Origin of the sequence: Petrimonas sulfuriphila (assembly GCA_038561985.1) — a bacterium.
Classification (GTDB): Bacteria; Bacteroidota; Bacteroidia; order Bacteroidales; family Dysgonomonadaceae; genus Petrimonas; species Petrimonas sulfuriphila.
In genome coordinates, this window is the sequence record CP073276.1 from 44,164 (window position 1) to 70,574 (window position 26,411).

The window sequence follows — 26,411 nt, forward strand, 5'->3', positions numbered from 1 at the left end:
ATATTCCCAAATCGTCAAAAAAATTCTCAAACGGTAAAAAATAAAAGAATAAAAGAAGATGAAATTTGCAGCAGATAGATTCTTTTTTTAATTTTGTCCTAAATTTGTTGCCATGTTATACCCTATTTTTACTATCCTGCCCGCAGCTGTATGTGTGTTTTGGATATTTTTACTGCTCGTTGATAAGCAAAAAAACAGGTCGAAAAAGTTTTTTATCCTACTACTGATCTTTATACTGGTCAACTTTATTGCTCATGCCGCTTTTTTCAATCATAAATATGAATTATATACCGTGCTAGACAGCATATGGGTGTTTACTTCATTGCTTATCTTTCCACTGTACTACTATTACATAAGGATATTGACGACGGATCCGGCGATACAGTATAAGTGGTCCTGGCTTGCTTTACCATCCTTTCTGCTGGCCATATACAGCGCAGTGATCTACCTGTTGATGACACCGGCAGAAATGGAATCATTTATACAGGGTATTATGTATCAAAAAAGTGGATATGAGCCTTACCCCCGGTTAGTTCGTTTGCAAATTTTGCGTGAACACCTCTTTAAAGTCCTGTTTTCAGTTCAGGTCATTTTATCGGTTTATTTTGGTTTCAGGCTTATCGATAAGTACAACAAAAAAGTAAAGACGTTTTACTCGAACCTGGGAGGGAAAGACTTAACTCCTATGAAATGGGCAGTTGCGGCATTACTACTGGCATCAATGGTTTCGGTGCTGGCGAACAGTATTGGTAAAAGCTACTTTATCACACACCCCCAGCTTCTTTTTATACCTTTCACTATTTATTCTGTCTGTATTTTTTTCAGTGCTTATGTGAGCTACATGCAACGGTTTACCATTGAACATTTTACCAAAAATGTAAATGAATATGAATTAAGTAGAGTATTTACAGTTAAAAAACCCGTTGCCCACTATTATATTCCAGGTATGGATAACCTGAAATCACTGCGGGACCGGTTGATTTATTTGTTGGAGAAAATAGAGATTTTTAAAAATCCCGAACTAAAGATTTCCGATGTTTCTTTGTTGTTAAAAACTAACCGTACTTACGTCTCAAAGGTAGTCAATGAAGAACTCAATACCAACTTTTGTGATTTGGTGAACAGTTACCGGGTCAATTATGCCGAAGAATTGCTTTGTTCGCCGGAACAAGCCAATTCACTTTCGATCGCGGAAATTGCGGAGATGTCGGGATTTTCAAGTGAAAGTTCCTTCTACCGGGTGTTTAAAAATAAAAAAGGTATTTCTCCAGGTATTTATAAACAGCATAGATGTAATGTTTTAGCCGTTAATGGCTAAAACATTACATCTCATCACTCCATACAATCCACAACACGCTGCACGTCTAAGTGAATTCCGTAATATGCATATGCATCAACTATTACGGTTGTCTCGTTGCCTTTATACGTAGTAAACAGGCCGGGGGCCGGGTTACCGCTGGGAGCCGTTTCATATCCCTGAATTTTTACCGACTCTGCAACACTCTGCAACCGGGCTCCGTTAAGCGCGGCAAGAGTGATGGTTACTTTACCATCCACCACTTCGGAAAAAGTTACGGTTCCAACCAAGTAGTTTTGACCGGCAAAAACATTAACGGGAGTATTGGCTACATAAGGAGTATAGGTAGCCCAATTGCCTTGAGTTACGTAACGGGAACCTGCTGCCCAAGCTGTTTCGTCCTGATAACACACCTCTACCGGCGGTTCATCTTCACAAACGGCTATGCAATATTCAAATTTCATAAACCAGTTTTTACCCACTTTTCCGCCTTCTCCAAAGGCTGTTTCACTTTGAACTATTTCGCCGTCAACCACTTTAACCACTTCGGCATGAGCGGCAACACATACACAGCCTTCGGGCAGTGTGTCCAGTGGAATTTCAACATAATAGAAGGTTTGCAAGCCGTTAAATTCAACTTTATAGGGGAATTGTCCCGGAACAAGATTGCCTTGTTTGTTCACCGGTAACTTGTCGCAAGCGCCCACAAAAAGATGAATTGCTTTCATTTTCCATTCCCCGGTAGTTTCGTAAGCAACATACAATTTTTCTTTGTTGTTAACTACATATACTTTCCCGGCTTCGTAATGTTGTCCAGCCATGAGGCGAACTTCTTGTACATCACGACAGGGATCTACGCAAGCGGGAACTTCTACTGCTCGGGTACCGGCAGTAACGGCAACAATACCTTCTTCCTCAGCAAGATTCAAGTCATTGGAACAGGAAGAGTGAGTGATGGCAATTGCCGACACGGTAATAACTGCGAAAAACAAAACAATTTTTCTCATAAATAATAATTTTAAAATGATTAAACATTAAAAAAGAAAAAGATTTCTTCCGTTGTCAAAAATAAACAGGTTCCTCATTTTTGGTTATAACTAAACAGACATTTTTTTGGACAATAGGAACATTAACATTTGTAAATTATGACCCTGCAGGCATTTTTAATCATTATCTACAATATAACCAATGTGTTAATAAATAATTTGAGTCTATTTTATTTATGTTGTTTCTTCAGATAAGATTTAACCTGTTTGTTAATGGGGCGGGGAAATTCTATGACTTTCTACAATATGCTTCTCTAGCAACGGTAAACATCAAATCTCGCAGACTTTTGCTACTGGTAGACTGCCTGGGCATCAATTTAGATAAGCAGAAAAAAAGCCGAATCACTACGATTCGGCCAAGTAATTTTTGGGAACAACTATTTACTTTCTTTGAGTGAAATAGTATTTATCACCATAAGAGTCAGAAAGGATCAACGTATTCTCCATTACTTCATAGATGAATGTGTTCCCTTCGGAAGTAAGGGTTCCCGTTTTTAATGATGAATCGAAAGTGTAGTTGAATGACATTGTTAAAACGCCGGCAGTCATCGTGGCCTCTGTGTTAGATATAACTTTGACAACAACCATGCCATTATAGTAATCCAACATTACACCAATCCATTCTGTGTTTGTCAAGGATCTTAATTCGTACGCGGAGACAACAGTATCGTCTTTTTCACAGGCGAATAATACCGCCAATAGGGATAATAAAATTACTTTTTTCATTGCTTTTAGTGTTAAAATAAGTTGTTTCATGATTTCACATCTTCTTGCAAGTTTATACATTTTTCAAAGTATTAAGCAGTGGGCACGGAGAACAACGGCCTGTTCAATGGAACAGGTTGCTCCTTCGAACGAAAAACGGTTGTTGCCCGCAAGCCCTACATCCATTTCGGCACAGCTAGTCAATAGAAAAGCCACCGCTAAAAGCACAAATAAAATCTTTTTCATTTTTTCCATTTTTATAGTTTACAGATTGTGTAGATTAATTATCCGGCATGAATCAATTATGTGTTCAAGCCGGATAATACTTCCAATTTTTTGTTAAAAAAAGTCTTTACAGAAAAAGGACACTTTATTATCCATTTAGGATACCAAAATCTTTTATCTTACGCAACAATATTTACTTTATGTCCGTTTATTGTCAAAATTATTCTAATTTTTTTATTTAGCAAGATTTATCGGTTTTTTTTGGACATTTTTTCAAAAAAAAAGTCTTTTGAGGGAAATTGGGGGTATTTTTGTAAAAAAAGAAGGAAAAGAATTAAATTATAGCTTGTTACAAGCATATATTACAAAAAAAGGACACAAAAGCACCTGACAAACCCTGTCAAAGCGATAGTGTTTGAAAGAAAGGAAGAGAAACGGACGGGTATTTAGATTATTTTGTTCTTGGGAACAGTAGCAACAAACTCTTTCAGGTAAAAAGGCTCGAAATAGGCAGAGTCAACAAAATCAGCGGCAGCAAATGCGTTTTCTGCCAAGGCGGTCATGGCTTCTGCCTTTGGTTTTACATCCGGAATAAACGAAGCGTTTGGATGCAGGATAATATCCTTGCACTTTTCGGCACCGTTGCCAAAAAAAAGGACTTTTTGCTTTTCCAGTAAAGCGGCATAACTCTCTCTATCCACGATATCTGCCGAGGTGGCACGAACAACCTCCAGGTTTGCGTTGAAGATGGTAGCATAGACCTCCATCCGCCGGGCATCAATCATAGGGCAGAGCAAGTGGTCAGGTTCAATTCCCGTTCTCATCATCCAAGCCATAATCTTGTGGGTGGGAATAGCAATAAGGGGGACTTCCAATCCATAGCTCAATCCTTTGGCTTCCGATACTCCGATGCGTAATCCGGTATAAGAACCGGGGCCGCTACTTACCGACACAGCATCGATCTTCATACCGTTATCGCGGACAAACTGTATCATTTCTTCCACAAAAACGCCCAAGGACGTAGCGTGTGATTGTCCGTTCAGGTTTTCCCTGTTCAGCAAAACTTTTCCTCCGGACGATAAAGCACATGAACAAACTTCTGTAGCTGTTTCTATATGTATGATAGTAGGCATAGGGGTTGTGAGTTTATAAACTGCCTGGTATAACGCTTGATGATAGCAATGGTTCATAAAAAAAGACTGCACATAAACGCGCAGTCTCCTTTTTTTGACCTATTGAGAAATATCAATATCTTCTTTCACGATTTCCGTAACCGCCTCTGTTACCACCGCCTCTATTGCTGCGTTGATTATCTCCTTCGGCACGGGGACGAGCCTCTGAGACAGACAGTGTACGACCGTCGTACTCAGCTCCATTCAATTCTTCAATAGCGCGCTGACCATCTTCGTCAGCCATTTCAACAAAACCGTAACCTTTCGATCTGCGTGTTTCTCTGTCAGTAATAATTTTAGCTGAGGTAATCTCTCCGTATTCCTCAAACAATTCTTTTAAATCGGCGTCGTTAATTTGATAACTCAAGCCTGCAACAAAAATGTTCATGTAAAAATAAAAATAAAATAAATAAAAAATTAATTGGTGCAGAAGATATTGTATAAAAGATAAGGTTAAAGAATTGATTTGCCCCTGAGAAGGAAGAAAATAACCAAATACCCGTTTCTGCTATAAAAAACTTTTGCAGCGACAAAGGTAGGAATAAATTTGTTGCTGCAAAACAAATTAGCAAAAAAAACAAAAAAAAATTAGCCTTCGGTCATTATTTGCTTGCCGAAGGCTAATTTTCACTGTTTCACTCCGTTCCTTTCAAGCAAGGCATCAACAGTGGGTTCATGCCCGCGAAAGCGTTTGTACAGTGTCATTGGCTCTTCGGTGTTTCCTCTTTCCAAGATATTTACCCGGAAAGACCGAGCCGTTTTCTTGTCAAAGATCCCATTTTCCTTAAAGGATGCAAAAGCATCTGCATCAAGCACTTCCGCCCATTTATAACTATAATACCCAGCAGCATAACCACCGGAGAATATATGCCCAAACGCTGTAGACATACTTGTTTCGGGCACGACAGGAAGTAATTGTACCGGTCGCATTGCTTCTTGTTCAAATTCACGGACATCTCCGTTAAACGGTTGTTTTAATGTGTGCCATGCCATATCCAAGTATCCGAACGAAAGCTGACGAAGTGTCAAGTAGCCAGTATTGTAATTGGCGGCATCGATGATCTTCTGCACTAACTCCGCAGGCATTTTTTCACCCGTTTGATAATGGAATGCAAATTTATCGAGGTATTCTTTTTCTACTAACCAATTCTCCATAATTTGTGACGGAAGTTCCACAAAATCACGATAAACACTTGTTCCCGACAAGGTTTCATACGTTGATTTCGCCAACATGCCGTGTAAGGCATGTCCGAACTCGTGCAGGAATGTTTCCACTTCGTCGAAAGTGAGCAGTGCTGGCTTTGTTTCGGTGGGGCGGGTGAAGTTCATCACGATGGTGATGTGCGGACGGCTATCCACTCCGTTCTTCACGAATTGCGACTTAAACGACGACATCCAGGCACCCGAACGTTTTCCCTCTCTCGGATGAAAATCAGTAAACAGGACAGCAAGAAAATCGCCGTTGGCATCCATCACGTCGAACGCCTCGACTTCGGGATGATAGACAGGCGTTTGGCTATTTTTCACAAAGGTCAGCCCGTACAGGTCGGTAGCCAGTCCAAAAACTCCTTTCTTCACGTTCTCGAGTTCAAAATAGGGACGCGTCATTTCGTCGTTAAGGTCGAAACGCTCGTCTTTCAACTTATCGGAGTAGAAACTCCAGTCCCACGGCTGAATTTCGGTCGGGTTCCCTTCCATTTTGACAGCAAAGGCCTCCACCTCTTTCACCTCCCGGCGAGCTGTTTCTCCGTAAGCCCGGGCCAGCTCTTCGAGCAGGCTGTAAACCCCTTCCTCGTTCTTTGCCATCCTATTTTTCAGGGCGTAGGCGGCGTAGTTCCGGTAACCCAGCAAATTGGCAATCTGCAGGCGTAAGTTTACGATTCTTTTAATGTTTTCTTTATTGTCAAACTCTCCACCCATAACACTTTTGGTGTTGTAAGCCATGTAAAGCTTCTCGCGCAAGTCACGACGGGTAGAATATTTCATAAAACCGATGTAGCTAGGAGCCGACAAATCGAACATCCATCCTTCTTTTCCTTTCGATTTTGCCTTGGCAACAGCTGCTTCCAGAACGCTCCCTGGCAGCCCGGCCAGATCGGCTTCATCGGTGAGCAGCATTTCGAACCGATTGGTTTCTTTCAGGTTGTTTTGTCCAAAATCGAGGGTGATTTTGCTCAGCTCCATCGACAGCTTCCGGTAGGTTTCCTTGTCTTCAGCAGAAAGTGTTGCGCCGCTATTCTCGAACTGTTCGTAGTATTTTTCCACCAAACGGATCTGTTCAGGGAGTAAACCCGAAGTCAGGCGGTTATCGTAAACTGTTTTTACCCGGGCAAATAATTTTTCATTCAAGTTAATGTTGTTGGAATGCTCCGATAATTTCGGGCTCAACCGCTGCGAAATCATCATCATCTCGTCGTTGCTCTCGGCACTCAGCAGATTGAAGAAGACACCGCTCACACGGTTCAACATTTCGCCTGAATATTCCATTGCAGCAATGGTATTCTGAAAAGTCGGAGTAAACGGATTAGCAGCAATGGTTTCAATTTCAACCTTGTGCTGCCGGATAGCTTCATCGAAAGCCGGCTCATAATGCTCAATCTTGATTTTATCGAACGGTGGCGTGCCGTATGGAGTATCGTACGGTTTAAAAAAAGGATTTTCATCCGCCATTGAAGCGGTGGTCATAGTCGTCATAAATAATAATAAGAATAAGAGTTGTTTCATATATTGGGTTTTGAGGGTTGAGTCATCTTTTTTCCGAATCGCTCTTTGCTTTATATGCCATAGCATAAAACCGGATTTGTTTGATCACGGAAAGCAACCCATTCGACCGGGTAGGAGAAAGGTGTTCAGTAAGTCCGATTTCCTTCATAAAGCGTAGGTCGGAAGCAAGGATTTCGTCGGGAGTACGGTGATTAAACACACGCAATACCAACGCTAACAAGCCTTTCACAATTACAGCGTCGCTTTCTGCCTGGAGGTACAATCTCCCGTCCCGGTAGTCAGTCTGCAGCCAAACACGACTCTGACAGCCTTGAATAATATTTTCGGGCACCTTGTACTTCTCGTCAAGTGGTGCCAGTTGATTTCCCTGCTCAATGATATAAGCGTATTTATCCATCCAGTCATCGTAGATGCTGAATTCATCGATAATCTCTTGTTCTGTTTCGTTGATTGTCATATGTTGTTTTCGTCTAATTCCCGGTAAACCACTTCCAGCACCATTTGTCCGGTAGCCTGGAGCGTTGCCTTACTGATGTTGCGCATATCGTCGTTGTGCGTGTGCCAGTGTGGCGCAAAGCCATTGTCAGTATCCTTTAAATTAATGATGTTTGCACACGGAATACCCCGTTTCTCAATTACCGACACGTGATCGTCGGTGATATAACTGCCGTTCCGTTGTACGAAAAATTTCCCGTATCCCATGTGGGAAGCGATGCTCCATATCTTTGACACGACATTCGACGCATGCTGCATTGAATAGCCTTCGCGCAAGAATGTAGCGTTTGCTGCACCCACCATATCGAGTAAAATTCCGTACGAAGCCTTATAATTGTTTTTGTGTGGATTTTCCGACCAATACCTGGATCCCACACACCACCATTCACCCGAAAGATAATTTTTATCGAATGCGGGCTGCCCCCAGTCTTCCAAATCAAAAAAGATGATGTCAACTCCTATCCCGGGAGGCTGCAGCTGCAGTTGCCGGGCAATCTCCAAAAGCACCCCTACTCCACTTGCTCCGTCGTCTGCACCGGGAATAGGGCTGTCTTGTGTGTTGGGGTCAGGCTCTTCATCGGCGAACGGGCGACTGTCCCAATGGGCAAACAATAAAATACGTTTCTCTTTTTCGGGCTGAAAACTCCCGATAATGTTACGGATCTGAATGTTCTGTCCGTTATAATGCGTTACGTGGGCTTTTTGTTCAAAAATATCCGCACCGAAGGCAGCCAGTTTTTCCGATAGGTAGTCACCACAAGCTTTATGTGCGGTCGTTCCTGGAACCCGTGGTCCGAAGCTGACTTGCTTTTCAACAAAACGGTATGCGCTGTCGGAATTAAAATCGGGGGATACTTTTGCATATGCGATTGCTGGCATTTCTTTACCTGCGATCTTCTGTGACTGGCAAGAGTTGCACGATGCAGAAAAAACAAGGCCAACTCCCACTAGCAACACGATGAACAGTGAATTTAATTTTTCCATCAGTCGTTTTTCTGATAGGTGAAGTTGGAAATTCCGATGTTCTTGTACGTTTCTTTCAGCGCCTCCTCGTCGTCCGAAATAACCAACAGCTTATCTCCATCCATGAGAGCCGTTTGTCCGGTAGGGACAAAAAACCGTTCACCTCTCTTCACCATCACCGCCAGCGTATTGTCGGGCAACGGCATCTCCATAAGGTTCTTGCCGTGTTTTAGCGTCTCTTCAGTAATGCTGATCTCAGTCATGGCCGATTTTATTTCTTCGGAGAACTCAACGTCGAAATCCTCAAAACTTTTGTACTTGCTCGGTTTTTCCGCCAGCCCAAGCCATTTGGCCACTATGGGAAGTGAAGTACCCTGATACAACAAGGAAACGATGGTAATCACAAAGACGATATTAAACACTGTTCTTGCCCCGGGCACTCCTGCTGCCAACGGCAATATGGCAAAAATAATAGGTACGGCTCCGCGTAATCCCACCCATGAAATGTAGGCTTTGTCGCGAAATGAAATTCTTTTGAAAGGAATAAGGCAGAGGTAAACCGTGATGGGACGCGCAATAAAGATCATAAAAAGGGCAATGATAATGCCCGGAATCAACACCGGCACCAATTCACTGGGATTAACCAACAATCCCAGCGTCAGGAACAGGAGGATCTGACTCATCCAGGCAAATCCATCCATAAAACTCATCGATGTGCGTTTATGTGCAAACTTTGAGTTCCCGATGACCAACCCCGCGATATAAACCGCCAGGTATCCGTTGCCTTTCAGGTAGTAGGTCACTGCAAAAATAAATATTCCGGTAATAAGGAGCAAGACCGGATAGAGCGAAGTATTGTCCATTCGGATACGGTTGATAATGACTACCGAAAATCTCCCAAGGAAGTATCCCAGCAACGCTCCAACCACAAGCTGAACAACGATATTGACGGCTACCATCACATAATTGGGGTCGTTGCCCGAATTGATAAGACTGATAAAGGTAACCGTCAGCATATAAGCCATAGGGTCGTTACTCCCACTTTCCAACTCAAGTAACGGACGAAGATTATTCTTCAGCATAAGTCCTTTAGAACGGAGAATGCCGAAAACGGACGCAGAATCGGTAGAAGAAACCGTGGAAGCCAGCAACATAGCTGTTAAAAAACCCACTCCCAATCCTGTGTAAACCTGATCAGACAGCCACCAGGTAAAAATACCCGTAATAATGGCCGTAATAAATACGCCCAGCGTAGCCAAAACAACCCCAGGCTGAATAACCGGTTTTATTTCTCTGAATTTTGTGTCCAGGCCTCCGGAAAAAAGGATAATTGTCAAACAAACGGTTCCGATGGCCTGTGCTATTTGAATGTTCTCGAAATTAAGTCCGAATCCATCCCCTCCGAAAATCATTCCTACCAACAGGAAGAGTAGCAAAACCGGAACACCGAATTTATGCCCGGCTTTTCCCACCAGCATACTTACGAAAAAAAGAAAAGAACCAATAAGCAATATAAGTTCAGTTGAAACCTCCATCTTTTTGCTTTAAGATTGTTTGAATATAAGTTGATCCTCTTTGACAACAAGCTTTGCCGTCTTTCCCATCACAAGCGGGAAGTTGTGCTTCACGTGTCCTGCCGGGAAGTCGAAACAAACCGGAAAATCATATCCCGTCACAACGGATGCGATGGATTCGTAAAGCGCTGAATACATATCGTTGTCTTCGGTATAATCGCTGAACTGACCTACGATCAATCCCGATATCCGGTCGAAGATACCTGCAAGTTTAAGTTGATTGATGTACCGGTCGATCTTGTAAGGCTCTTCGCCAATATCCTCGATAAACAAAATGCCGTTTTTGGGTAAATAGGCAAATCGTGTACCTAGAATACCGCAAAAAACCGAAAGGTTTCCGCCAAATAACCTTCCGGAGGCTTTGCCTTTCCGGTTGAGGTAAGCATACTTTGCGACGGGAATATCGTAGAAAACGGGTTCTCCGGCAAGTATGGTTTTGGTGAAACGAACAGAAATGTCACCCGGGCCTTCCTCGGCAAAATGCTTGGCCATAGGCCCGTGGACAGACATAATCCCATGTTGCTGCAACGTTGCATGCAAAACGGTAATATCGCTATAACCGACAACCCATTTCGGGTACTGTCTTATACCTGTAAAGTCGAGTTTATCCAACAGATGTACAGTTCCGTATCCTCCGCGCGAACAGAAAATCAACTTCACCTCAGGGTCGTCCATGGCTCGCTGCAGGTCTGCTAGCCGTTGCTCCACGAAGCCGCTGAAACGTCCGGTCCTGCACAATGCATTTTCGGAAATCTCCACCCCCAATCCCCAATCACAAAGTAAGTCTGCTGCCTTTGCCACCAGCCCGGCATCTATCTTCCCGGCAGGTGAAAGGATAACTGCCTTATCACCGGTTTGTAATATTGGGGGTTGGAGCATACAATCCCAGTTTTATGCGTCAATGTGCGCGTAAGTAGCATTCTCTTCGATAAACTCCCGGCGTGGAGCAACATCTTCACCCATCAGCATGGAGAAGATTATATCGGCATCCGCCGCATTTTCGATGGTCACCTGACGGAGCGTACGCTTTTCGGGATTCATTGTTGTCTCCCAAAGCTGCCCGGCATTCATCTCTCCCAGCCCTTTGTATCGTTGCGAATGAACCGCATTTTCATTCCCGTCGGCATATTTATCGATAAATGCCTGGCGTTGACGGTCATCCCAGCAATACTCTTCGATTTTACCTTTCTTGCACAGGTAAAGTGGCGGAGTGGCAATATAGACGTAACCGTTCTCGATAAGCGGTTTCATATACCGGAAAAAGAAAGTCAGGATAAGTGTGGCAATGTGGCTTCCGTCCACGTCGGCATCGGTCATGATTACCACCTTATGGTACCGGAGTTTTTCGATATTCAACGCTTTGGAATCTTCTTCCGTTCCGATAGTTACCCCCAAGGCAGTATATATGTTCCGGATCTCTTCATTTTCGAAAACCCGGTGGGTCATCACCTTCTCCACGTTTAGGATTTTTCCACGTAACGGAAGGATGGCCTGAAACATACGGTCTCGGCCCTGTTTAGCTGTTCCCCCTGCAGAATCTCCTTCGACGATAAAAATTTCGCATTTCTCAGCATCCTTGTCGGAACAGTCGGCCAGTTTTCCGGGAAGTCCTCCACCCGACAACGGTGATTTCCGCTGAATCAACTCGCGTGCCTTACGTGCAGCGTGGCGTGCCGTAGCAGCAAGAATAACCTTTTCCACAATAATTTTTGCTTCTTTTGGGTGCTCCTCCAGGTAATTGTTCAATGCTTCTCCAGTAGCCTGATCTACAGCACCGATCACCTCACTATTTCCCAATTTGGTTTTTGTTTGCCCCTCGAATTGTGGTTCGGCTACTTTTACCGACAACACGGCTGTAAGCCCTTCACGAAAGTCATCACCGCTGATTTCCACCTTTACCTTTTCCAGCATCTTGGAATCCTCGGCATATTTCTTCAGTGTGCGCGAAAGTCCTCTTCTGAAGCCGGTAAGGTGTGTACCTCCTTCGATGGTGTTGATGTTATTTACGTAAGAGAATATGTTTTCGTTGTACGTAGAATTGTACGTCATCGCTATTTCGATGGGAATGCCCTGTTTTTCGGTTACAATGTGAATGGGCTCCGAAATGAGCGGTTCCTTGGCCTTGTCGATATAACGAACAAACTCTTCCAACCCGTTTTCAGAATAGAAACGTTCTGTTTTGAAAGTACCGTCTTCGCGGGGCGTTCTCTTGTCGGTAAGGGTAAGCGTTACCCCGGCATTCAAAAAAGCCAGTTCACGAAGTCGTGTCGCCAAAATGTCATAGCGGTATTCTGAAACGATAAAGATAGTATCATCGGGTTTAAAGGTGATTATGGTCCCGGTTTTATCGGTCTGCCCGATCACTTGCACATCGGAATAAGGCTTTCCGCGCGAATATTCCTGCACATGAATTTTTCCGTCCCGATGAATTTCGGCTTTGAGATGCATCGAAAGGGCATTCACACACGATACGCCCACACCGTGCAAGCCTCCAGAAACCTTGTACGTTCCCTTGTCAAACTTTCCCCCGGCGTGAAGCACGGTAAGCACTACCTCCAACGCCGATTTTTTTTCCTTTTCGTGGTAATCCACCGGAATTCCGCGTCCATTATCAGTAACGGTAATGGAGTTATCTTCGTTGATGGTCACGTTTATTTCATTACAATATCCGGCAAGTGCTTCGTCAATGGAATTATCAACCACCTCGTAAACCAGGTGATGAAATCCTTTTTCGCTTACGTCTCCGATATACATAGCCGGGCGTTTGCGAACCGCTTCCAACCCTTCAAGTACCTGAATGTTTTGCGCGGAATAATTTCCGCTTGCCGATTTTTTTTCTTCTTCTGTCATTTTTATCTTTTAAATATCTCTCTGAGAATTTATAATTTATCCCTGTCCGTTTTTTGGTTAAAAAACCGAACAAATATACGAAAAATTTGCCGTCTAGCCAACCGTTTTTCGTTTTTTTAGCAGAGGAAAAGCCATTGAAAAGCCGTTTAAAATTCGCAATCGATAGCTGCACGGCCAATCCGCACCTTACCAATAAACGCCCCTACTTTCTGGTGTTCCGGATGCGAAATATAGGTATGTAAATCATCCAGGTTCCTGAACTCGCTGTCGAGCATAATATCGTAGTTACCCGCAGGAGCATCGGCATGATTTATCGATACCTCCATTTTTAAAATTTCGGGAATTAAATCTTTCAGTGCCTCGAGGCGCTGCTTGATTATTACCGCATTTGCGGCTTTTGAGTTACCTTCGGCTTCTTCAGCCAACTTAAAGAGTACAATGTGCTTAATCATAAATTGGGTGCTTTAATTTATCCTGTCATCCTAGCAAAATCTGGAGCTTAGACAAAACTCAAAATTACTAAAAAAATATTGCCTGAGAAAATCGAAAAAGTTTCTCGTTTTTTCGTAACTTTGTTTCAATCACAAATCAATTAAACAGCTATGAATATAGGAACAATTATCACCATCGTAGGCATCGCAGTGATCGCATTGGCGTTTTATCAATACTACAATGCCAGCAAGAAAAGAAGGCGAAAATACAAAGGCAGAAAGTAAACGCAATGAAAAGCAACTGCCATTATCAGGTATAGGCTAAAAAAAAACCGGACACACTTGTGACCGGCTCCGTTTATTCTTAACAGATAAAAAAATCAGTTCAACTTGCTGATGTGAGCAGCTAATTTAGCCTTTAAATTATTGGCTTTGTTTTGATGAATAACTTTCTTTTTTGCCAGTTTATCCAACATTGAGCAAACCCCCGGATACATGGCTGCAGCCTCTTCCTTTGAGGTCAAAGCGCGCAACGCGCGTACCGAATTTCTGGTTGTGCGTGAAACGTAACGATTTGATAAACGACGAACTTTTGTTTGTCTGATCCTTTTTTCTGCTGATTTGTGATTTGCCATTATTGTTTGACTTGTTTAAATCTTTTTTATTGTAGCCCATAGGGGAATCGAACCCCTCTTTCAAGAATGAAAATCTTGCGTCCTAACCGATAGACGAATGGGCCATTTGAGTTGCGAACCCGAAAGAAAAATTAACCTTTCCTCAAATTGCGAGTGCAAAGATAGAACCTTTTTTGAGACCGACAAAATTTTGCCCGATTTTTTTCTCAAAAAAGCAACAAATTTATACCTTGATTATAAAAAAACAAAGCTATACAGAATTTTAAGCCCAATAAATTGGATATTAAAAAAATATTTTCTAATTTTGCACCCCAATATTTAAGCAACAAATAAAACATCAGATAAAATGAAAAGAACATTTCAACCCTCAAACAGAAAGAGAAGAAACAAACACGGGTTCCTTTCGAGAATGGCGACCAAGAACGGAAGAAAAGTATTGGCCTCTCGCCGTGCTAAAGGAAGAGTAAGATTGACCGTATCCGATTAATCCGAAAAAGGCCTTTTATGGGAAGCAGGAATATGTGATGCATATTCCTGCTTTTTTTGTTGTGTTCCGCATATACTCCAAACTCTTTGTCCGGAAAAGACAAAGGCAACCATTTTTTTTGTACTTTTGCAATGAAATTTCAACATCATATTCAACTATATGAGCACAAAACCAACTAGTAAAAAATTTCCGGGCAACAACATTCTCCTCAACGTAGTAGCCATTGGCGTTGTAGCTATTTTGTTGTTCGTCCTCACCCTACTTTTTCTGAATGTATACACCCGTCACGGACAAAACGTGGTGGTTCCTCAGCTACAGGGATTTCAGGAAGAGGAAGCCGAAGCTATTCTGAAATCCAAAGGGTTGGACATTCAGGTTGTTGACTCTATTTACAAAAAGGACGCCGTTCCCGGTTCGATTATCGATCAAACTCCCAAGCCGAACAACAAAGTAAAGGAAGGCCGGGATATATATGTCACCATTTACGCCCGAAACCCGCAACAGGTTTCCGTTCCGGGACTGGTGGATTTTTCCGCGCGACAAGCTATAGCGCTACTCAACTCCATCGGATTCAAACAAATAACCATAGAAGAAATCCCCGCTCAATACAGCGGATTGGTCATTTCGGTTGAATATCGGGGGAAAAAACTGATACCCGACGAACAAATTCCTGCCGGATCACCTTTGAAATTGGTGGTAGGAAGCGGGATGTCAGAAGATTCGCTAAGCATAAACAGGGAAATCGTGGTTTCTCCCGGAGTCACTGCAACGATTCCCGATTCTTCGCGAAATGTTCCCGTAAAACCGTCCAAAATGGATGAATCGTTCTTTTAAAAGAGGTGCGACAAGTTGCGAAGAGCTAAAACATGTACACGTGAAAGAAGAAGATCTATACGATATTCAGGATTTTCCGGAAGATGAAGATGAGCTGACCGGCATTTCCTCGCAGGAAGAAAAATTTGAGCATTTTCGATTTGTAGCCGATAAAGGACAAAGTTTACTGCGGATCGACAAGTTTTTATCAGACCGTATCGAAGGAATTTCACGAAACCGGATTCAGCAGGCTGCCGATGCTCAATGCATCCTAGTGAACGGGATTACCGTAAAATCAAGTTACAGGGTTAAACCGCTGGATGTAGTCACGGTTGTTATGGATCGCCCGCGAAGGGAGCTGGAAATACTTCCGGAAGATATTCCTCTCAACATCGTTTACGAAGATGACGACCTCATGGTTATTAACAAACCTCCCGGTATGGTAGTGCACCCGGGGCACGGTAACTATACAGGTACATTGGTTAACGCGATAGCGTTTCATTTAAAATACGAACACGGCATGGATATGACCGATCCGCGCCTGGGACTGGTACACCGCATCGACAAGGATACATCGGGCTTGTTACTTATTGCTAAAACACCCGATGCCAAAACATACCTTTCCGCACAATTTTTCAACAAAACCACTAAAAGGAGATATACGGCACTGGTGTGGGGAAACGTCACCAGCGATGAAGGCACCGTTACCGGGAATATCGGTCGTGACCCAAAAGACCGGATGCAGATGCGCGTTTTCACCGATGGCGAACAAGGAAAGCCTGCGGTTACTCACTACAAGGTACTGGAACGATTTGGTTACGTAACGCTTGTTCAGTGCGAGCTGGAAACAGGCCGCACACATCAGATACGTGTGCACATGAAACACATCGGACACACGCTGTTCAACGACGAACGTTACGGGGGAAACGAAGTACTGCGCGGAACACATTTTGCAAAATACAAACAGTTCGTGTACAATTGTTTTGCCGTTTGTCCGCGACAATGCCTGCACGCACAAACACTCGGATTCATACATCCCCGTACCAGAAGGGAGATGTTTTTTGAGAGCGAACTGCCGCAGGATATGCAGGAGGTTATTGGTCGTTGGCGCACATATACGGCTGCAAGGGAAACGGGAGAACACCAGATATAAATGCATAATAACTCACACCTCAAACCACAACAAAAAAATATGAAAAAGAACATTGCCATCATTTGGGGAGGCTATTCGTCTGAAAAGGAAGTTTCAGAGAGAAGCGCCCGGGGCATTTACTCTTTTATTGATAAAAGCAGGTATAACCTTTATAAGGTAAAAATTGATAAAGAAGTCTGGGAAGCGGAATGCGGAAACGAAACCTTCCCCATCGACAAGAACGACTTCAGCTTCACGGCGAACGGAACGAAAACAGCGTTTGACTTTGCATACATCACTATTCACGGCACCCCGGGGGAAGATGGTGTTTTACAGGGCTATCTCGATATGCTCAACATTCCCTACTCCAATTGTGGAGTGCTAGCATCTGCATTGACTTTCAGTAAATTCACATGTAACCACTTCCTGAAGAGCTTCGGGTTCAACATGGCCGAATCGGTGATACTTCGTTCCAGGGAATCGCACAATACCGAATCGATCGTTCATCAATTAGGACTTCCTCTATTTGTAAAGCCCAATATCGGCGGATCTAGCTTTGCAACGACCAAGGTAAAAGAGGCATCACTCCTGCAACAAGCCATAGAAAAGGCTTTTGATGAAGCCTCTGAAGTGATGGTCGAGAGTTTTATTGCAGGAACAGAGGTGACCTGCGGATGCTATCGAGCAGGAAAGGGGTTTCAGCAATTACCCCTCACCGAAGTGGTTACCCGGAATGAGTTTTTCGATTATAATGCTAAATACAAAGGAGAAGTTGAAGAAATTACTCCGGCGCGGATCCCGGACGACATGGCAGCACAAATTCAGGAACAGACCGAACGGATCTATCGCCTTATCGGTGCAAAAGGTATCATCAGGGCAGATTACATCATTTCCGGCAGTATCCCCTTTCTGCTCGAGGTAAATACTACACCCGGAATGACTGAGACCAGTTTTATTCCTCAACAGGTACGCGCCGCCGGGCTCGATATTTCTGACGTGATGACCGATATTATTGAATACGAATATAACCGGCTAAAAAAATAAACTATGCAAAATTTCGATGATATCCGCCCTTTGTACGACGGCGAAGTCCCTTCAGTTATTCGGTCCCTTATCAACGATCCCTACTTTCGCAGAGCGGCCGAACCCCTGATTAAGCCAATAACGTGGGAAATGTTTAGTGGAGCCATGCTCGCTTGCAAATCGATTAACGATTTTCAGCGAACCATCATTTATCCTTTTATGAAACAGCTTATTGCCAAAACTACATCAGAACTTACCGGTATAGGATTTGAAGAATTCAAAGACGGCTCAAGCCACATTTACATTTCCAACCACCGTGATATTGTACTGGATGCAGCTTTCCTCAATATTCTCTTTTTCGATAAAGGAATAGATACGTCGGAAATTGCCATCGGAGATAATTTGCTGATATATAACTGGATTACTGATTTGGTAAGGCTTAACAAAAGTTTTATCGTGAAACGCCGCGTTTCAGTCCGTGAGATGCTGGATACCTCCAGACACCTGTCGGAGTATATTTTCGACACCATCACCCGTCGCCGTCAATCTGCTTGGATTGCCCAACGCGAAGGCCGCGCAAAAGATTCGGACGATAAGACCCAGGCAAGCCTGCTGAAGATGCTGACACTGTACAACAGCTCAAAGCCGGCTGAGGCACTCAGGTCGCTTGACATAATACCTCTTTCCATCACCTACGAATTTGATCCGTGCGATTACCTCAAAGCCAAAGAATACCAGCTTAAAAGAGACAACCCCGGATATAAAAAAAGCCAAGCCGACGATATCGAAAATATGCGAACGGGCATTTTGGGTTATAAAGGGAAAGTTTTTTTCAAGTTCGGAAACCGGATCAACGACACATTATCACGTATCGATGAAAAGACCAGCCGGGCACAGGTACTGGAAACTGTAACCCAGGCCATCGACAGGGAGATTTACAAAAACTACGTCTTTTTTCCGATGAACTACATTGCCTACGATCTGATGGAAAATAGCAACTTGTTTGCCGCCAGATATACCGATGAAGACAAGGCAGCTTTCGATAACTATATCGACGGGCAGATTGCAAAAATTGATATCCCCGGCAAAGACTACCGTTTTCTGCGTGAAAAGCTAATCGGGATGTATGGGAATACAGTGAAGAATTTTGTTTCGGCGGAAAAAATATAAGTAAAAATAATGGCAGTAAGCTAAAACAATGAAGAGGAATTATGTTGTATACCTGACGGTTTTTTTTCTCCTTGCAAGTGCATGTGAGAAAGAACCGGAGCGTATCGATGACTTCTTCGTAGAGTTTGCCACAGTAGTAAAACCAGTTGAGCGGATAATGTTTCAACTGGATAACTTCAAGACCCTTGTCCCGATTGAATTGAAAGATTATTCGGGCAAAAACGGGCAACGTGTCATTCTCAACTACACGCCTTTACGCGGCGACACGGTGAAAATCAACAGCGTTAACGATATTTTCACGGGGGTAGTCCAGGAAAGCAACGCCGTGACCAACCTCATCAAAGACCCTGTAAAAGTGCAAAGCGTTTGGGTGGGCGGAAACTACCTGAATCTGATCCTCGAAATAGAATACTTCGACAAAACTCACGTTATCGGATTGTTTCGCGATACGCAATCTTCCACTATCGATCTGCACTTCAGCCATTCAAAAGAAAACGATCCACCTGGATACACCCAGAAACTTTATGCTTCTTTCTCACTTTCCGCCATTAAATCCCCCAACGGTTCCCCCACCCCTTTCCGGTTTCATATCCAAACGCACACTGGCGTACGCGTATTCGAACTAAAAGTAAAATGATCCACCCCTCTATTTTTAACACATATTTACAGCAATAAACCTTGGATCCGGCCAGCAAAAACATTCAATTACTATATCATTTTTCACAGTTTTCATATTTTTAATAAGGAATTATTGTATCCCCCTACAGATTTCCGGGCAAATTTATCCTATTGCAAAAAACTTCCAATTGTAGTTTTGTATTTCTAACTTTTTTTAATTGCCTTTCGGGTTATAAAGAAGGGCAATATCGCATCTCGCTACATCATTAACATAAAAGTTCGAAAGATAAAATATCAAAAAAGACAGCTTATGTGTCATTTTAGTCAGTTTTCCAGTTGGAGGATATTTTATTTTTGTGACTTTCAAATCCGGCATTTATGAAATTCGGATAGTTATTATACTAATATCCTGTAAAAGAAAAGTTACTCATCCAAAACTCTTGCAACATGAAAATAAATAACAAAGCAGCAATCACAAACCCAAGTAAACAGATGCTGTTCGATTCAAAATTCCTAATTATCCTCATTACTTTTTTCTTGATCAATGGTTGCAAAACCGAAAGAGATATTTACAAGACAACGTTTAAAACTTCATACTCTGAGTTATTGGATGATTTTAAGTCTCCACCTAACGATGCAAAAATAAGGGCTTATTGGTGGTGGCTCAACAGCAATGTGACGAAAGATTGTATAACCAAAGACCTGGAAGCCATGAAGAATAATGGCTACGGCGGAGCAATGATCTTCGATGCCGGGTCTTCTGCTTATGATGTGGCACACAAAACAGAAGCGGGGCCGGCGTTTCTAAGCAAAGAATGGCTCGAACTTTTTGAGCACGCCGTCAGTGAGGCAGACCGGCTTGAATTGGAACTATCGATAAATGTCCAAAGCGGATGGAATCCGGGCGGGCCTTCCGTAACACCTGAACTTGCTTTAAAAAAAATAACCTGGAGCGAAATGACGATAAATGGCCCGGAAGCTGTTAACAGGGAATTGCCTCTCCCTCCCGGAGAAAATATCCTTGAGGATGTAAAAATTATTGCCGTAAAGCAATCAGGTGATACCGTTCCGCAATCCGACAGAATCAAAAACATAAAACTCAAAACTTTGGAACAGAGACTCGGCTCTGCCGGCATTTATCCCCTACATCTGCTGAGAGAGGACTTTGAGGGAAAAGGAAATCCGATAAATAAGAGTGATATAATAGATATTACGGAATACTTTGATGGAGAAAACCTTAAATGGAATGCACCTGACGGAACATGGTCTGTTCTTCGTTTTGTAATGATAAATACCGGCAAAGGAGTATCTACTGCCAGTGACGGATGGGAAGGATTGGCAATGGACCACCTGAATAAGGAGGCTTTGTTGAAATACAATCAAGATGTTATATCCAAGCTGATTCAGACTGCAGGAAAAGCGGGAAACTCATTAAAATTCATCCATACTGATAGCTGGGAAATGGGTGTTGCAAATTGGACAGATCACTTTATGCAAACATTTGAAAAAAGAAACGGCTATGACATGACTCCCTTTCTACCTGTTCTTACGGACCGCATTGTAATTAACCGGGAGGTTTCAAGCAGGTTTCTCCACGATTTTCGTCGCACCGTTGCAGATCTGGTGGCTGAGGAATTTTATCAAACATTCAGAGATATTGCCCACTCGAACAAACTGGGAACTCACCCCGAGTCAGGAGGCCCACATGCAGCTCCGATTGATGCGGTTCAAACCATGAAGTTTAATGATGTGCCTATGGGTGAATTTTGGATACGGTCTCAGACTTTTTTTACTAAAGAAGACCAACGTCTTTCCGTAAAACAAAGTGCGAGCGTTGCTCACATTTATGGAAAACGGTTTGTTGCTGCTGAAGGTCCCACAAGCATTGGCCCACATTGGGAACGTCCTCCTAAAGATTGCAAGAATGATATCGACAGGATCTTTTGTTCGGGTGTTAACAGGATTGTATGGCATACATATACTGCTTCTCCTGATGAATATGGCGAACCCGGGAACGAGTACTTTGCAGGCACTCATCTGAATCGTCACGCTACATGGTGGAAAGAGTCAAAATCATTTGTTGAATACATGAACCGGGTATCATCTGTATTGTCGAAAGGCTTATTCAGAGCCGATGCCCTGTATTATTATGGAGATGATGCGCCAAATTTTATATTTCTAAAAGAAGAGGTTAATGATCTGGGGAAAGGCTACGATTGGGATAAATGCAGCTTTGACGTGTTGATGAATGATGTAAAAATAAAAGACGGGATGATTTTTCTTCCCGATGGGATGAACTATAAAATATTAGTACTCCCCAATGCCACATCAATCAAGGCTGAACTGTTAGTAAAACTTCAGGAACTTGTGGAAGACGGGATGATTCTGGTAGGGCCAAAACCCGGGAAAGCCACCGGTTTAAAGAACTATCCCATGTCTGATAAAACGGTAAAACTCCTTGCTGACAAGATGTGGGGAGATATTGACGGAAAAGAAATTGTTGTCAACAATTTCGGTAAAGGGAAGGTATTCTGGGGAATTTCGCCGGAAAAAGTGCTTCAATTACAGAACATACCTCCGGACTTTGGGTATGAGAGCGTATATCCCGACACTCATCTGGACTATATTCACCGGTATACACCCTCTGAGGACATTTATTTCATAGCGAATCGTCTATCACGGCACGGGATAGATCATAATGAATATCATTATTTTACAGATCTGCCTGATCGATACGAAGAAACCGTCTGTAAATTCAGGGTCAGCGGTAAAGTTCCTGAGTTATGGGATCCCATAACAGGCAACGTTCAGGAAATTCCCGTTTATTACGAAAAGAACGGATATACACATGTGCCTTTGCATTTTACCCCTGAAGGCTCCAAAATTATTGTTTTCAGAAAAAAGAAACAAGACAGACACATTACAAAAATAGAAAGAAATGGAATAGAAATTTTTCCTGAATTGAGCCTGTCTGCTTCCACCTCCCCAAACTTTAAATTTCAGCAGGAACATAAAAAAATTTCCGGCCAGGTTCTGCACACGGGAACGTATACACTTTCCTGGTCTGACAATGAGACGTCCTCTTTTACTGAAAAGAGCTCGTACGTAGAAAAAATTCTTGATAACCCGTGGGAATTGAGTTTTAACAGAGAATGGGCCCCCAAACAAAAGATTGTTATGGACAGCCTGATGTTCTGGAGTGATTTACCCGATGAACTCAGTAAATACTATTCCTGTTCGGCAGAATATTCAAGTACTTTTAACCTGAATGAAGACAACATTAAAGGGAAAAGCATATGTCTCGATTTGGGGAATGTTCAAGATATTGCCTCTGTAAGTATAAACGAAAAAAATGCGGGTGTTTGCTGGATTGCCCCTTTTACCGTTGACATAACACCCTATATTAAGGAGGGGAACAATAAAATTGTGATTACTGTAACAAATTCATGGGTAAACAGATTGATCGGAGACAGTTATCTCTCAAAAGAAGAACGCTTTACCCAAACTAACATCCAAAAATTTGAACGAGACAACAAAGAGACCTTTTTCAGAAAGTCTGGCCTGGGAGGAACTGTGAAGTTAATTTTAACTAAAAATATAGCATTAACTAAATAAACTTAAGGTGTTTTGTGAAATATTTACAGAACCTATAAATAAAAAAAACAATTAACCTGCTGAGAGAAAAATCGCATTATATAATTAATCGACAACACCTTACACTCAATAATATTGAAATAAACAAGAATTTTGTCACATTAAATTCAAAATTTATATCAAAAAAGACAGTACAAGTGTCATTTTAATTAGGTTTCCCCCGATCACATCCATTATTTTTGCGGATCTAAATTTGTAAAAATTTATAAAAAATCTAATGTGCGATAAACGGCAATTCCATTTAATTGAAATACTCTAATTTGAAATTTAATTTAATCATGAACAATTTAAATTTAATAAACAACGGATGAAAAAGAAGAATTTTGCAATTTTATTTAGACGGACGATGGCAGTAACCATCATGTGTATGTTGTCCTCTTTTTTAATCTTTTCCCAGAATATTACGGTAAAGGGAAAAGTGATCGACGTAAACAAAGAGCCTTTGATAGGCGTAACTATTCAAGTACAAAACACATCAGTTGGAACAATAACTGATATTGACGGTAACTATATATTACCCAACGTACCGTCTAATGCTAAACTGGAAGTGTCCTATGTGGGGATGAAATCACAAATTATCGAGGTTGGAGGAAGAACATCGATAGACGTTATTTTAGAAACAGATACCGAACTGCTTGACGAAGTGGTTGTTGTTGCCTACGGTACACAAAAGGCACGTTCAGTGACTGGCGCCATGAGCAGAATAAATACTGACGAATTGGTTGACATGCCTGTTTCCAATATTACTCAAAAAATGCAAGGTAAATTTGCAGGTGTTCAAATTCTGAACAACTCCGGAGAACCCAACGGAAACCTGTCCATCAGGGTCAGGGGACAAGCTTCGATTAATGCAGGTAATAACCCGCTAGTTGTAATAGATGGATTCCCCAGCAGTTCAGGATTAGAAACACTGTCTCCCGATGAAATTGAATCTATTTCAATTTTGAAAGATGCCGCTTCAACCACATTGTATGGCTCACGCGCAGCGAATGGCGTCATCCTTGTCACTACAAAGCAGGGAAGATCCGGAAAAACGGAAATCACGTTTAATGCAAATTACGGGATTCAGGATGTGTCCAGCAGAGGAATGCCTGATGTAATGAACGCCCGCGAGTTCGCCCAATTCAAAAAGGAGTATTATGAAGATGCACAAAAATACGAAGGAAAAACAACTCCTGTACCTGAACAATATGCAAATCCTGCTTCGGTATCGGAAGGCACCGACTGGTATAAAGTGTTATTGAGAACAGCAAATTCCCAAAACTACAATTTGGGTTTACAAACCGGCACGGATGTGGTTAAATCGTCTGTGAATTTGAATTACAACAGCACTGAAGGAACTATCATAAACTCTTATGCAAACAGGTTCTCTGTTCGTTCAAACAATGAATTTAAAGCGTCTGACCGCATTATTTTCGGGATGAATTTATCTGCATCTTACATCGATCGCCAGGTGCAGGACGGAATCGGTATTGACAGGCAAATCATTGGATCTGCTTTCTTAATGGATCCGGCGTTGAAATACAAGAACGAAGATGGTACCTATCCCATTTCCTACTCTCCTCCGGGAATGTTTGGTAACGCGAATTATTACTTAGTTCTCAGAGACAGGCAGAACCCCGCCAAAACTATTCGCGGAACAGTAAACACTTACGCGCAGGTTGAACTGGCAGAAGGACTGAAATACCGTATCAGTGCAAACGCCGATATGGGTAACTTCAGGCAGGAAAGATGGGTACCGTCATACGTAAGTGGTGGTATGTTTTCTGCGCCCCCCAATCCGGCATATGGCTCGTACAACACTTTCAACTACGAAAACTGGCTGGTTGAAAATACATTAACCTATCAAAAAACATTTAACGAAGTTCACGATTTCGACGTTCTCTTAGGTTATTCAGCTCAAAAATCCAAAGATATCTCCTCCACTATAAATGCATCCAACTATCCCAGCGACGAAATTGGTTTTTTCAATGCTGCACAAACAAAAGTTGGAAGCGGCGGAAAATCTGCATGGAGCATGTTGTCGTGGCTGTCGAGGTTCAACTACGAGTACATGAACCGCTACATCCTCTCCTTCTCTTACAGACGGGATGGAAGTTCTCGTTTTGGAGCAAACGCCAGATGGGCCAACTTCCCCTCATTTTCTGCGGGTTGGGTGGCCAGCGAAGAAGGCTTCTTAAAAGATGTCAACAACTTGAGTTTTCTAAAATTGCGGGCCAGCTGGGGTAAAGTTGGTAACAACAATATCGGTAATTATACATCCATCGCCTCTGTAAACAACAATAACTATGTGCTAGACGGAACAATTGTTCCCGGCCGTCAGTTAGGAAATATCGGAAACAACAACCTGACCTGGGAAACTACTGAATCGTGGAACATTGGTGCTGATGTAAGTCTATACAAAGACCGCGTTTTCTTTATGTATGATTATTACAATAAAGTAACCAACGGATTACTTTACCAGATAGATATCCCTTATTCTTCAGGATTCTCCAACATACAATCCAACATTGGTGAATTCCGTTTCTGGGGGCATGAATTTACCTTGCAGACAAAAAATTTAACCGGCGCTTTTAAATGGTCGACTGACTTCAACATCACTTTCGACAGAAACAAAGCAGTTAAACTGGGAACAAACGATACTCCGATAGGTGGTTACAACAACCAGGTTGACTATAACAGAACAGCTGTTGGGAAACCGTTGGGTATGTTCTATGGATATGTATATGACGGCGTTTACATGACTCAGGAAGAGTATGATTCACAGCCCAAGCATGCCTCATCAACCGTTGGAACAGTTCGTATGAAAGACATCAACGGTGATAAAAAGATTGACTCGGCAGATAAAACATTTATTGGTAATCCGAATCCGGACTTCCTGTATGGGTTAACCAACTCTTTCAGCTGGAATAACTTCGATGCAAGTGTGGTTATTTCGGGATCTGTAGGTAACGATATTATGGATGCAACTTACGAATGGACTGAAAACATTGACGCAGTATTTAACGTAAGAAAAGAAGTGGCAGAGAGATGGAGATCCGTAGAAAATCCAGGGAAAGGAAATATCCCCAGAACGCTTACGGGATCAACGGAACTGTTCCGTTATACCAACTCGAGATGGGTTTTTGATGGTTCCTACCTTATGGTTAAAAATCTAACATTGGGTTATAAAGTGCCGCTGAAGTCAAATCCATTCATCAAATCCCTGCGTTTTTACCTGACGGCTCAAAACCTGCTTACTCTGACTAAATATCCGGGCATGAATCCCGAAGTTAGCCGCAGCGGTACAGGCGGCCTTTCTTTCTACGGAGTGGATCATACGTCATATCCTGTGTCAAGGATTTACACAGCCGGGATCAATGTATCTTTTTAATAATAAATTTAAAAAAAACACATA

At 42.5% G+C, this 26,411-nt stretch carries 22 protein-coding genes and 1 tRNA gene; 9 read left to right on the forward strand and 14 right to left on the reverse strand.

Annotated features, from left to right (window positions below):
- The first annotated feature begins 112 nt into the window (after positions 1 to 112).
- Positions 113 to 1,318, forward strand: coding sequence for a helix-turn-helix transcriptional regulator (locus KCV26_00160; protein WZX36842.1), 1,206 nt, complete (start codon positions 113 to 115; stop codon positions 1,316 to 1,318).
- Positions 1,319 to 1,332: 14 nt separating this feature from the next.
- Here KCV26_00160 and KCV26_00165 read toward each other — a convergent pair whose 3' ends face one another.
- The 14 genes from KCV26_00165 to KCV26_00230 form a co-directional block, all read right to left on the reverse strand.
- Positions 1,333 to 2,304 (reverse strand): hypothetical protein, encoded by a 972-nt coding sequence (locus KCV26_00165; protein WZX36843.1) that lies wholly within the window; start codon positions 2,302 to 2,304, stop codon positions 1,333 to 1,335.
- 420 nt (positions 2,305 to 2,724) lie between these two features.
- Complete coding sequence (locus tag KCV26_00170) at positions 2,725 to 3,069, reverse strand: hypothetical protein (protein ID WZX36844.1); 345 nt, start codon at positions 3,067 to 3,069, stop codon at positions 2,725 to 2,727.
- Positions 3,070 to 3,132: 63 nt separating this feature from the next.
- Positions 3,133 to 3,294 (reverse strand): hypothetical protein, encoded by a 162-nt coding sequence (locus KCV26_00175; protein ID WZX36845.1) that lies wholly within the window; start codon positions 3,292 to 3,294, stop codon positions 3,133 to 3,135.
- 425 nt (positions 3,295 to 3,719) lie between these two features.
- Entirely contained in the window at positions 3,720 to 4,406 is a 687-nt protein-coding gene (tsaB, locus tag KCV26_00180) for a tRNA (adenosine(37)-N6)-threonylcarbamoyltransferase complex dimerization subunit type 1 TsaB (GenBank protein ID WZX36846.1), read from the reverse strand.
- Between the two features lie 112 nt (positions 4,407 to 4,518).
- A complete protein-coding gene (locus tag KCV26_00185) occupies positions 4,519 to 4,833 on the reverse strand; it encodes an RNA-binding protein (GenBank protein ID WZX36847.1) in 315 nt (104 codons plus the stop codon).
- 239 nt (positions 4,834 to 5,072) lie between these two features.
- Entirely contained in the window at positions 5,073 to 7,130 is a 2,058-nt protein-coding gene (locus KCV26_00190; GenBank protein ID WZX38283.1) for a M3 family metallopeptidase, read from the reverse strand.
- A 61-nt stretch (positions 7,131 to 7,191) separates the two neighbouring features.
- Positions 7,192 to 7,626 carry a SufE family protein gene (locus tag KCV26_00195; GenBank protein WZX36848.1) on the reverse strand — a complete coding sequence of 145 codons (435 nt, stop codon included), beginning with the start codon at positions 7,624 to 7,626 and terminating at the stop codon, positions 7,192 to 7,194.
- A complete protein-coding gene (locus KCV26_00200) occupies positions 7,623 to 8,618 on the reverse strand; it encodes a M28 family peptidase (GenBank protein ID WZX38284.1) in 996 nt (331 codons plus the stop codon). The genes KCV26_00195 and KCV26_00200 overlap by 4 nt, the downstream gene beginning before the upstream one ends.
- A 29-nt stretch (positions 8,619 to 8,647) precedes the next feature.
- On the reverse strand, positions 8,648 to 10,162 hold the full coding sequence (locus KCV26_00205) for a potassium/proton antiporter (GenBank protein WZX36849.1): 1,515 nt from the start codon (positions 10,160 to 10,162) through the stop codon (positions 8,648 to 8,650).
- Between the two features lie 9 nt (positions 10,163 to 10,171).
- On the reverse strand, positions 10,172 to 11,080 hold the full coding sequence (locus tag KCV26_00210; GenBank protein ID WZX36850.1) for an LD-carboxypeptidase: 909 nt from the start codon (positions 11,078 to 11,080) through the stop codon (positions 10,172 to 10,174).
- A 12-nt stretch (positions 11,081 to 11,092) separates the two neighbouring features.
- Complete coding sequence (gene gyrB, locus KCV26_00215) at positions 11,093 to 13,051, reverse strand: DNA topoisomerase (ATP-hydrolyzing) subunit B (protein ID WZX36851.1); 1,959 nt, start codon at positions 13,049 to 13,051, stop codon at positions 11,093 to 11,095.
- Between the two features lie 146 nt (positions 13,052 to 13,197).
- Entirely contained in the window at positions 13,198 to 13,503 is a 306-nt protein-coding gene (locus KCV26_00220) for a Dabb family protein (protein WZX36852.1), read from the reverse strand.
- Positions 13,504 to 13,862: 359 nt separating this feature from the next.
- Positions 13,863 to 14,117, reverse strand: a complete 255-nt coding sequence (locus tag KCV26_00225; protein WZX36853.1) for a 30S ribosomal protein S20 — start codon at positions 14,115 to 14,117, stop codon at positions 13,863 to 13,865.
- 32 nt (positions 14,118 to 14,149) lie between these two features.
- A tRNA-Glu gene (locus KCV26_00230) sits at positions 14,150 to 14,221 on the reverse strand.
- A gap of 242 nt (positions 14,222 to 14,463) precedes the next feature.
- On the opposite strand from KCV26_00230, the gene rpmH reads away from it, so the two are divergent.
- The 8 genes from rpmH to KCV26_00270 all read left to right on the forward strand — a co-directional run bounded on the left by rpmH (position 14,464) and on the right by KCV26_00270 (position 26,387).
- Positions 14,464 to 14,604, forward strand: a complete 141-nt coding sequence (gene rpmH, locus KCV26_00235; protein WZX36854.1) for a 50S ribosomal protein L34 — start codon at positions 14,464 to 14,466, stop codon at positions 14,602 to 14,604.
- Positions 14,605 to 14,763: 159 nt separating this feature from the next.
- A complete protein-coding gene (locus KCV26_00240) occupies positions 14,764 to 15,438 on the forward strand; it encodes a PASTA domain-containing protein (GenBank protein ID WZX36855.1) in 675 nt (224 codons plus the stop codon).
- The gene (locus tag KCV26_00245) at positions 15,422 to 16,570 is read left to right on the forward strand and encodes an RluA family pseudouridine synthase (GenBank protein ID WZX36856.1); all 1,149 of its coding nucleotides are present in this window, start codon (positions 15,422 to 15,424) and stop codon (positions 16,568 to 16,570) included. The genes KCV26_00240 and KCV26_00245 overlap by 17 nt, the downstream gene beginning before the upstream one ends.
- 39 nt (positions 16,571 to 16,609) lie before the next feature.
- Positions 16,610 to 17,593 carry a D-alanine--D-alanine ligase gene (locus KCV26_00250; protein ID WZX36857.1) on the forward strand — a complete coding sequence of 328 codons (984 nt, stop codon included), beginning with the start codon at positions 16,610 to 16,612 and terminating at the stop codon, positions 17,591 to 17,593.
- Between the two features lie 3 nt (positions 17,594 to 17,596).
- Positions 17,597 to 18,742 (forward strand): 1-acyl-sn-glycerol-3-phosphate acyltransferase, encoded by a 1,146-nt coding sequence (locus KCV26_00255; protein WZX36858.1) that lies wholly within the window; start codon positions 17,597 to 17,599, stop codon positions 18,740 to 18,742.
- Positions 18,743 to 18,770: 28 nt separating this feature from the next.
- On the forward strand, positions 18,771 to 19,379 hold the full coding sequence (locus KCV26_00260) for a NigD-like N-terminal domain-containing protein (protein ID WZX36859.1): 609 nt from the start codon (positions 18,771 to 18,773) through the stop codon (positions 19,377 to 19,379).
- Between the two features lie 428 nt (positions 19,380 to 19,807).
- Positions 19,808 to 22,975, forward strand: a complete 3,168-nt coding sequence (locus KCV26_00265; protein WZX36860.1) for a glycoside hydrolase family 2 — start codon at positions 19,808 to 19,810, stop codon at positions 22,973 to 22,975.
- A gap of 346 nt (positions 22,976 to 23,321) precedes the next feature.
- The gene (locus KCV26_00270; GenBank protein ID WZX36861.1) at positions 23,322 to 26,387 is read left to right on the forward strand and encodes a TonB-dependent receptor; all 3,066 of its coding nucleotides are present in this window, start codon (positions 23,322 to 23,324) and stop codon (positions 26,385 to 26,387) included.
- Positions 26,388 to 26,411: the final 24 nt, after the last annotated feature.